The sequence below is a fragment of the Streptomyces sp. HSW2009 genome, assembly GCF_040240285.1.
Lineage (GTDB): Bacteria > Actinomycetota > Actinomycetes > Streptomycetales > Streptomycetaceae > Streptomyces.
In genome coordinates, this window is sequence record NZ_JBEHZD010000336.1 from 1 (window position 1) to 8,870 (window position 8,870).

The following is an 8,870-nucleotide window of genomic DNA, read 5'->3' on the forward strand; positions in this document are numbered from 1 at the left end:
GGGGGGCCCGTGGGCGGGGGCGGCGTCTATTGGTCCGCGGGCCCCCCGGGCGGGGCGGCCGCGCCCCTGGTCGTCTCGCCGCGCAGGCCCGCCGACGCCGCGGACGGCGCCCCCGCGCAGGGCGGCTTCGACGGCACGGACCGCTCGGGCCAGGGCGGCGCCGGGCGCTGGTCCGGCGGCGTGGCCCCCGACGGCACGCTGGAGAGCCCGACCAGCGGCACGCTCAAGCTCCGCGCCCCGGGCGCGGGCCCGCTCAGCGCCCCCCGCGGCGAGGCCGGCGCGGCCGGTGGCGCGCTGCCGGCACGGGAGGCCCCGGACGCGTACGAGGCGGGCGCGATGCCCCGGCTCGTGGTGCTCGTCGACGACTTCGACGCGCTGGTGGCCCCGGCCCTCGGCAGTACGGCCCGGCCGTCGGCCGGTTCGGTGGTGCGCGCTCTGGAGTCGGTGGCCCGTGACGGCGCGCGCCTGGGCGTGCATCTGATCGCGGCGTCGGGCCGCCCGGACCGTACGGCGGACACGGTCGCCGTCGAGCGGGCCGGCCTGCGGGTCCTGCTCGAACAGCCGTCGGGCAGCGTGCGCAGCGCCGTGGAGGGACTGCCGACGCCCGGCCGGGGCCGGTTGAAGCGGCCCGATGACGGCGGGGTGACCCCGTTCCAGGCCGGCCGGATCACCGGCCGCATCCCGCGTACGGCGACGGCCAGGCCCACGGTGGTCCCGCTGGACTGGGAGCGGATGGGCGACCCGCCCACCCGCAGGCCCCTGCGCGAGCTCGGCAACGGCCCAACCGACCTGGCCCTGCTGGCCAGCGCGCTCCAGCGGGCGGCCCAGTCCACGGGCGCGGCTCCCGCGCCGCCCCTCATATAGCCGGCCGTACGGCCGGCTCCGCCGGGCCCGACCCGGCGGCTAGCTCCGGCCCTCGCCGCCGTAGGCCCCGCCCCGGCCGCCGCCGGCCCCTGCCCGGCACGCCGTGGTGGGGTGGCGCACGGGGGGCGAGCCGTACGGCGGTGGGGGCGAGCCTCGCCACGGAAGGCGCGAGCCGCGCCCCGGCAAACCCCTCCGTCGCCTGCGTACCAGTGCGTCACCAGCGACCCTCAAGCGCCGTGAGGCACGTCAACTCCGCTGGTCAGCAAGGGATCTGGGCTTAACGGGCAGGCCGGACGCCGAAGATCACGGGCCCATCACGATCGGCCGTTCGACGGCGGTGCACGTATTGCGGCCCACCGTGACCGGGCGTAGGACTGTCGTCACGGGGCACGGCCGCAGGACCGGGAGCGCCCGCGTACGGCGCGGCCGTCCGCAGGGGCGCGGCGCCCCGACACGGGGAGAGGCGGCGAGATGCAGGGACCACGCCAGGCGTTAGGACGCCGCCGGCGCCGGGCAGTTGGCGCGCGACCGACCGACGGGACGGCCACCCGCGGCACGGCAGGGACCACAGGGGCCCGAGCGAATACCGCAGCCGCCCCCGAGCCCGAAGCGACGGCCACGGCCACGGCCACGGCCACAACCCAAACGGGCGCCGAAGCCGCAGCCACGACCCCGCCCCCAACCCCCACCGCAACCACAACCACAACCACAACCACAACCACAACCAACGAAGCCCCCGCACCCGCCAAGCCCACCCCCCGCCCCACCGGCCACCGCCGCTCCCACCGCGCCGCCCTGGCCCTCGCCAGCGCCGCGGCCCTGGTGCTGACGGCCGCCGGCTGCGGGAGCGAGGACGAGGGCGGCGGGAGTGCCGCGCCCGTGCCGCAGACCGTCCAACTGCCCCGTCTCGATGGGCAGAAGCTCCAGGTCACGGCCGTGTGGACGGGTACGGAGCAGGAGAACTTCAGCAAGGTGCTGGCCGAGTTCGAGCGGCGCACCGGCGCCGAGGTCGCCTTCGTGCCCAGCGGTGACGACATGTCCGCCTTCGTCGGCTCGAAGGTCGCCGGCAAGCAGCCGCCGGACGTCGCCATGCTGCAACAGGTGGGCGTGCTCAGGGAGTTCGCCGCCAAGAAGTGGATCAAGCCGCTGGGCGAGACCGCGCGGGCCGAACTGGCCAAGAACTTCTCGCCCGGCTGGCAGCAGCTCGGCTCGTACGAGGGAACGCCGTACGGGGTCTACTACAAGGTCAGCAACAAGTCGCTGATCTGGTACAACACCCGGGCCTTCGACTACGCGGGGGCCACCGAGCCGAAGACCTGGCGGGAGCTGATCGAGCAGGCCAGGCTGGTGTCGGACTCGGGCGTGCAGCCGGTGTCGGTGGGCGGCGCGGACGGCTGGACGCTCACCGACTGGTTCGAGAACATCTACCTCTCGCAGGCCGGTCCCGAGATGTACGACAAGCTCTCCACGCACGCCGTCAAGTGGACCGACCCCTCGGTGACCCGGGCGCTGACCACGCTGGCCGAACTCTTCGGGGACGACGACCTGTTGACGGACGGCAGGGAGGGCGCGCTGCGGACGGAGTTCCCGCAGTCGGTCAGCAAGACGTTCAGCGCAGGTGACCCGCGGGCCGCGATGGTCTTCGAGGCGGACTTCGTCGCCGCGAACGTCGCCGACGCCGGCGCCGAGTTGGGGAAGGACGCCAAGGTCTTCCCGTTCCCCGCGGTCGGCGCCAAGCCGCCGGTGGTGACCGGTGGCGACGTGGCCGTGGCGCTCAAGGACACCAAGGCGTCCCAGGCCCTGCTCACCTTCCTGGCCTCCCCCGACGCCGCCGCCGTCTGGGCCCGCGAGGGCGGGCTGATCTCCGCGAACACCAAGCTCGACCTGGCCAGCTACCCCAACCCCGAACTGCGCGGCATCGCCAAGGCGCTGGTCGACGCGGGGAACGACTTCCGCTTCGACATGTCCGACCAGGCGCCCGCCTCGTTCGGCGGCAAGCCCGCACAGGGCGAGTGGAAGGCGCTCCAGGACTTCCTCAAGAACCCGAAGAACGTCTCGGGCACGCAACGCCAGTTGGAGAAGGACGCCGCCAAGGCGTTCTCGGACTGATCCGGCCGAGGGACCCACCATGTCGACCCCGCCAGCGGAGCCCACATCCGGCGCACCCGCACCCGCGCCCGCCGCGCCCACGCCCCGTACGCCCGCCCCCCGCGCCACCCCACCCACCGCCCGGCGCCCGGGGCGGCGCGGCGTGCGCGGCAGCAACCCGTGGCTCGCGGCGCTCTTCCTGCTGCCCGCCCTCGTGCTGCTCGGCGCGCTGCTGGTCTACCCCATCGCGTACTCGCTGCGCCGCAGTCTGTACGACGCGACGGACAGCGACTTCGTCGGCCTGGACAACTTCCGGGAGATGTTCACCGACGACGCCATACAGCGCGCGGTCACCAACAACGTCATCTGGATCGTGGTGGCGCCGCTGCTGGCCACCGCGCTCGGGCTGATCTTCGCCGTACTGACCGAGCGCATCCGCTGGGGCACCGCCTTCAAGCTGCTGGTCTTCATGCCGATGGCGATCTCGATGCTGGCGGCCGGCATCATCTTCCGGCTGGTGTACGAGCAGGACCCGGACCGTGGCGTGGCCAACGCGGTGTGGGTGAGCGTGCACGACACGTTCACCGATCCGGCGCCGTTCGAGCGGGCCAACCCCGGCCGGCAGTCGCCGCTGACCGAGGCCGCGGACGGCACCATCACCGACCCGCGGACGCTGCGCGCCGGCAGCCCGGTGCTGGTCCCACTGGTCGGCATCCCGCGCGACCAGCTCGGCGGGGCGCAGCACGCAGGGACCCCCGAGCCCGCGAACGGCCAGGTCACCGGTGTCGTCTGGCGCGACTTCACCCGCGGCGGCAAGGGCACGGCGAACGCCATCGACCGCGGCGAGGAAGGGCTCGCCGGGATCGAGGTGGAGGCGGTCAAGGACGGCTCGGTGGTCGCCACCGCCACCACCCGCGGCGACGGCACGTTCACCCTGTCCGACCGGGCCGACGGCGCCACCCTGCGGCTGCCGGGCAGCAACTTCCAGGCCCCGTACAACGGCGTGGACTGGCTCGGTCCGACGCTGGTCACGCCGGCCATCATCGGCTCGTACGTGTGGATGTGGGCCGGGTTCGCGATGGTGCTCATCGCGGCCGGGCTGGCCGGGCTGCCGCGCGAGTTGCTGGAGGCGGCGCGGGTGGACGGCGCCAACGAATGGCAGGTCTTCCGCCGGGTGACGGTGCCGATGCTGGCGCCGGTGCTCGGGGTCGTCCTGGTCACGCTGATGATCAACGTGCTGAAGATCTTCGACCTCGTCTACATCATCGCCCCGGGCGCCAGCCAGGACGAGGCGAACGTGTTGGCGCTCCAGCTCTACAAGTCCTCCTTCGGCACCGACGTCAACCAGGGCGTCGGCAGCGCCATCGCCATCTTCCTGCTCGCCCTGGTGCTGCCGCTGATGTACGCCAATGTCCGCCGCATTCGAAGGGAGCGCCGTCGATGACCAGTACGGGAACCGTCGTACGGGCCAAACAGTCGCTCGCCACCCGGATCGCGGCCCGGGCCGGGGGCACCGGGATGCGGATCTTCCTGGTGCTGGTCGCGCTGTTCTGGCTGACGCCGACCGCGGGGCTGCTGCTGTCCTCGCTGCGCGACCCGGCCGAGGCGGACCTCACCGGCTGGTGGCAGGTCTTCGTGCACCCCTCGCAGCTCACCCTGGACGGCTACGACCGGCTGCTGCACAACGAGGTGGTCACCGACTCGCTGTACACCACGGCCCTGATCACGGTGCCTTCGACGCTGCTGGTGGTGCTGGTGGGCGCGTTGGCCGGCTATGCGTTCGCGTGCATGGAGTTCCCCGGGCGCGACTGGTGGTTCCTGGTGGTGGTGGGGCTGCTGGTGGTGCCCGTACAGGTGGCGCTGATCCCGGTCTCCAAGCTCTTCGGCGAACTCGGCATCTTCCAGACCACCACCGGCGTGGTCCTCTTCCACACCGCCTTCGGGCTGCCGTTCGCGGTCTTCCTGCTGCACAACTTCTTCGCGGAGATCCCCCGCGAACTCCTTGAGGCGGCCCGCCTGGACGGCGCCGGTGAGCTGCGGCTCTTCTTCCGCGTGGTGATGCCGCTGGCCGGCCCGGCCGTCGCCTCGCTCGCCGTCTTCCAGTTCCTGTGGGTGTGGAACGACATGCTGGTCTCGCTGATCTTCGCGGACAGCGGCAACCCGCCGATCACGGTGGCCCTGCAACAACAGGCCCGCCAGTTCAGCAACAACATCGACGTCCTGGGCCCCGGCGCCTTCCTCTCGATGATCATCCCGCTGGCGGTCTTCTTCGCCTTCCAGCGCCAGTTCGTCTCGGGCGTGATGGCGGGAGCCTTGAAGTAGCGGGAGTAGCGGGAGTGAGTGGGGTGGCGGGAGTGGGTGGGGCGCCACCCGCCCGCGTCCCGCCGAAATTCGTGCGACAGCGCCCGCCCCCGATTGTTAGCTTCGGCGCATGCTTGCGGTCGGTGAAAAAGAGATTCGCGCGTCCTTCGTCAACTGTTCCAAGGGCGAGGCCAGCCGGCTCAACCTGCCCCGGGACCTGGCCGAGCGGCCCTGGGAGGACCTGGACTTCCTCGGCTGGCGCGACCCGGGCGCGCCCGACCGGAGCTATCTCGTCATGCCGTACGAGGGCCGGCTCACCGGCGTCACCCTGCGGGTCCCCCAGGGGCCGCGCAAGAGCCTGACCAAGACCAACATCTGCTCCCTGTGCCTGACCTCGCACCCCGGTTCCGGGGTCACCCTGCGGGCCGCCCGCAAGGCCGGCGCGGCCGGTCGCCAGGGGAACACGGTGGGCGCGTACATCTGCGCCGACCTGGCCTGTTCGCTGTACGTACGGGGGAAGAAGAAGCTGGAGCTCGCCCAGCGCTTCGAGGAGACGCTCACCGTCGACGAGCAGATCGACCGGCTGGTCGGCCACGCCGAGGCGTTCCTCACCCAGGTCCACCGGTAGGCGGGGCGGCGCGGCGTAGGAGCCCCTGGCGGGCACCGCCTCGTACGCGCCCACCGGGGGCGGGCGCATACGGCGCCGCTCCCGGGCCCAGCCGCGTACGGACCCGGCCCCCCGCCAGTCAGCGCGCCGCGCACGGGCCCGCCGGCCGACGCCGCCCCACGCCACACCCACCCCCGCCGTCACACTTCCGCCCCGCACTTCGTCATGGTGGTGAGGACGTGGACGGGAGAAGTGGATCGATGGACGAACGTGAACGGCTGGCGCAGCGCTTCGAGGCGGACCGGCCGCGGCTGCGGGCCGTCGCCTACCGGATGTTGGGCTCGCTCAGCGAGGCCGACGACGCCGTGCAGGAGACCTGGCTGCGGCTCCAGCGCAACGGCGCGGACGGCGTGGCCAACCTCGGGGGCTGGCTGACCACGGTGGTGGCCCGGGTCTGCCTCGATCTGCTGCGGGCCCGTACCTCGCGCGGCGAACAGCCGTTGGAGGGGCGCATTCCGGACCCGGTGGTGGACGTCGCCGACGGCGTCGACCCCGAGCACGAGGCGCTGCTCGCCGATGCGGTGGGGCTGGCGCTGCTGGTCGTCCTGGACACGCTGACCCCGGCCGAACGGCTCGCGTTCGTCCTGCACGACATGTTCGGGGTGCCCTTCGACGAGATCGCGCCGCTGGTGGAGCGCACCCCCGCGGCGGGGCCCCCCCCCCCGCCCCCCGCCCCCCCCCCCCGGGGCCGCCCCCCCCCCCCCCCCCCCCCCCCCCCCCCCCCCCCCACCCAACCCCCCCCCCCCCCCCCCCCGGGGGGGGGCGGGGGGCCCCGGCCGACCGGCCCCGGACCGTTACGAGGTCAGAACGAGATCAGCCGCGCGGCTTCTCCCGCATCTCGTACGTCGCGATGACGTCGTCGACCTTGATGTCGTTGAAGTTGCCGAGGTTGATACCGCCCTCGAAGCCTTCGCGGATCTCGGTGACGTCGTCCTTGAAGCGACGCAGGCCCTCGATGTTGAGGTTCTCCGCGACGACCTTGCCGTCGCGCAGCAGGCGCGCCTTGGTGTTGCGCTTGACCTCGCCGGAGCGGATGAGCACACCCGCGATGTTGCCGAGCTTGGAGGAGCGGAAGACCTCGCGGATCTCCGCCGTACCGAGCTCGACCTCTTCGTACTCCGGCTTGAGCATGCCCTTGAGGGCCGCCTCGATCTCCTCGATCACCTGGTAGATGACCGAGTAGTAGCGCACGTCCACGCCCTCGCGCTCGGCCGCAGACGTGGCGCGGCCCTCAGCCCGCACGTTGAAGCCGATGACGATGGCGTCGGAGCCCGCCGCCAGGTCGATGTCGGTCTCGGTGACCGCACCGACGCCGCGGTGCAGGATGCGCAGGTCGACCTCTTCGCCGACGTCGAGCTGGAGCAGCGAGGACTCCAGGGCCTCGACCGAACCGGACGCGTCGCCCTTGATGATGAGGTTGAGCTGCTGCACCTCGCCGGCCTTGAGCACCTTGTCCAGGTCCTCCAGCGACACCCGACGGGTGCGCTTGGCGAACGCGGCGTTGCGCTCACGGGCGGCGCGCTTCTCGGCGATCTGGCGGGCCGTCCGGTCCTCGTCGACGACCAGGAAGTTGTCGCCGGCACCGGGCACGTTGGTGAGACCGAGCACCAGCACCGGGGTGGACGGGCCGGCCTCTTCGAGCTGGGCGCCGGTGTCGTCGAGCATCGCCCGTACGCGACCGTACGCGTCGCCGGCCACCATCGTGTCGCCGACGCGGAGCGTGCCGCGCTGGACGAGGACGGTGGCGACGGCGCCACGGCCACGGTCGAGGTGGGCCTCGATCGCGATGCCCTGCGCGTCCTGCTCCGCGTTGGCGCGCAGGTCGAGCGAGGCGTCGGCGGTGAGGATGACCGCCTCAAGGAGCTGGTCGATGTTGAGGCCCTGACGCGCGGAGATGTCGACGAACATGGTGTCGCCGCCGTACTCCTCCGCCACCAGGCCGAACTCGGTGAGCTGGCCGCGCACCTTGGTCGGGTCGGCGCCCTCGACGTCGATCTTGTTGACCGCGACCACGATCGGCACGTCGGCCGCCTTGGCGTGGTTCAGCGCCTCGATCGTCTGCGGCATCACACCGTCGTTGGCGGCCACCACGAGGATCGCGATGTCCGTCGACTTCGCACCACGGGCACGCATGGCGGTGAACGCCTCGTGACCCGGGGTGTCGATGAAGGTGATCTTGCGCTCTTCGTCGTTGACCTGGGTGGAGACCTGGTACGCACCGATGTGCTGGGTGATGCCACCGGCCTCGCCCGCGACCACGTTGGTCTTGCGGATCGCGTCGAGCAGGCGGGTCTTACCGTGGTCGACGTGACCCATGACGGTCACCACGGGCGGACGCGCGACGAGCATGTCCTCGCCGCCCTCGTTCTCGCCGAACTCGATGTCGAAGGACTCCAGGAGCTCGCGGTCCTCCTCCTCCGGGCTGACGATCTCGACGTTGTAGTTCATCTCGTCAGCGAGGAGCTGAAGCGTCTCGTCGGAGACCGACTGGGTGGCGGTGACCATCTCGCCCAGGTTGAGCATCACGGCGACGAGCGACGCCGGGTTGGCGTTGATCTTCTCCGCGAAGTCGGTCAGGGAGGCACCACGCGACAGGCGGACGGTCTGTCCGTTGCCGCGCGGCAGCATCACGCCGCCGACCGACGGGGCCTGCATGGCCTCGTACTCCTGGCGCCGCTGCCGCTTCGACTTGCGGCCACGACGGGCCGGCCCACCGGGACGGCCGAACGCGCCCTGTGTGCCACCGCGGCCACCCGGGCCACCGGGACGACCACCGAAGCCGGGACGACCGCCGAAGCCGCCGCCACCGCCGCCGCCACCGGGACGACCGGCGAAACCGCCGCCGCCACCACCGGGACGACCGGCGCCGCCACCGCCGCCGGGCGCGCAACCCCGTCTCCTCGTCACCCCGTCGCGCCGCAGCGCAGGACTCGTACCAACGCCGCCCCGT

At 72.5% G+C, this 8,870-nt stretch carries 5 protein-coding genes and 2 pseudogenes; 6 read left to right on the forward strand and 1 reads right to left on the reverse strand.

Annotation, left to right across the window (positions count from 1 at the left end; genetic code table 11):
• From AAHZ94_RS22440 to AAHZ94_RS22465, 6 genes and pseudogenes are all read left to right on the forward strand, one after another.
• A pseudogene (locus AAHZ94_RS22440) lies at nucleotides 1-864 on the forward strand (FHA domain-containing protein); the annotation flags it as partial.
• A gap of 795 nt (nucleotides 865-1,659) precedes the next feature.
• Nucleotides 1,660-2,973 carry an ABC transporter substrate-binding protein gene (locus AAHZ94_RS22445; RefSeq protein WP_502964742.1) on the forward strand — a complete coding sequence of 438 codons (1,314 nt, stop codon included), beginning with the start codon at nucleotides 1,660-1,662 and terminating at the stop codon, nucleotides 2,971-2,973.
• 19 nt (nucleotides 2,974-2,992) lie between these two features.
• Nucleotides 2,993-4,396: a carbohydrate ABC transporter permease gene (locus AAHZ94_RS22450; RefSeq protein ID WP_349994781.1), complete on the forward strand. Its 1,404-nt coding sequence runs from the start codon at nucleotides 2,993-2,995 to the stop codon at nucleotides 4,394-4,396.
• On the forward strand, nucleotides 4,393-5,274 hold the full coding sequence (locus tag AAHZ94_RS22455; protein ID WP_349994782.1) for a carbohydrate ABC transporter permease: 882 nt from the start codon (nucleotides 4,393-4,395) through the stop codon (nucleotides 5,272-5,274). Before AAHZ94_RS22450 ends, AAHZ94_RS22455 begins: the two co-directional genes overlap by 4 nt.
• A gap of 109 nt (nucleotides 5,275-5,383) precedes the next feature.
• A complete protein-coding gene (locus AAHZ94_RS22460; protein ID WP_349994783.1) occupies nucleotides 5,384-5,881 on the forward strand; it encodes an FBP domain-containing protein in 498 nt (165 codons plus the stop codon).
• 239 nt (nucleotides 5,882-6,120) lie between these two features.
• Nucleotides 6,121-6,570 (forward strand): annotated as a pseudogene (locus AAHZ94_RS22465) (sigma-70 family RNA polymerase sigma factor); the annotation flags it as partial.
• Nucleotides 6,571-6,733: 163 nt separating this feature from the next.
• Here AAHZ94_RS22465 and infB read toward each other — a convergent pair.
• The coding region (gene infB / locus AAHZ94_RS22470) for a translation initiation factor IF-2 (protein WP_349994784.1) at nucleotides 6,734-8,870 on the reverse strand (2,137 nt) is incomplete at its 5' end.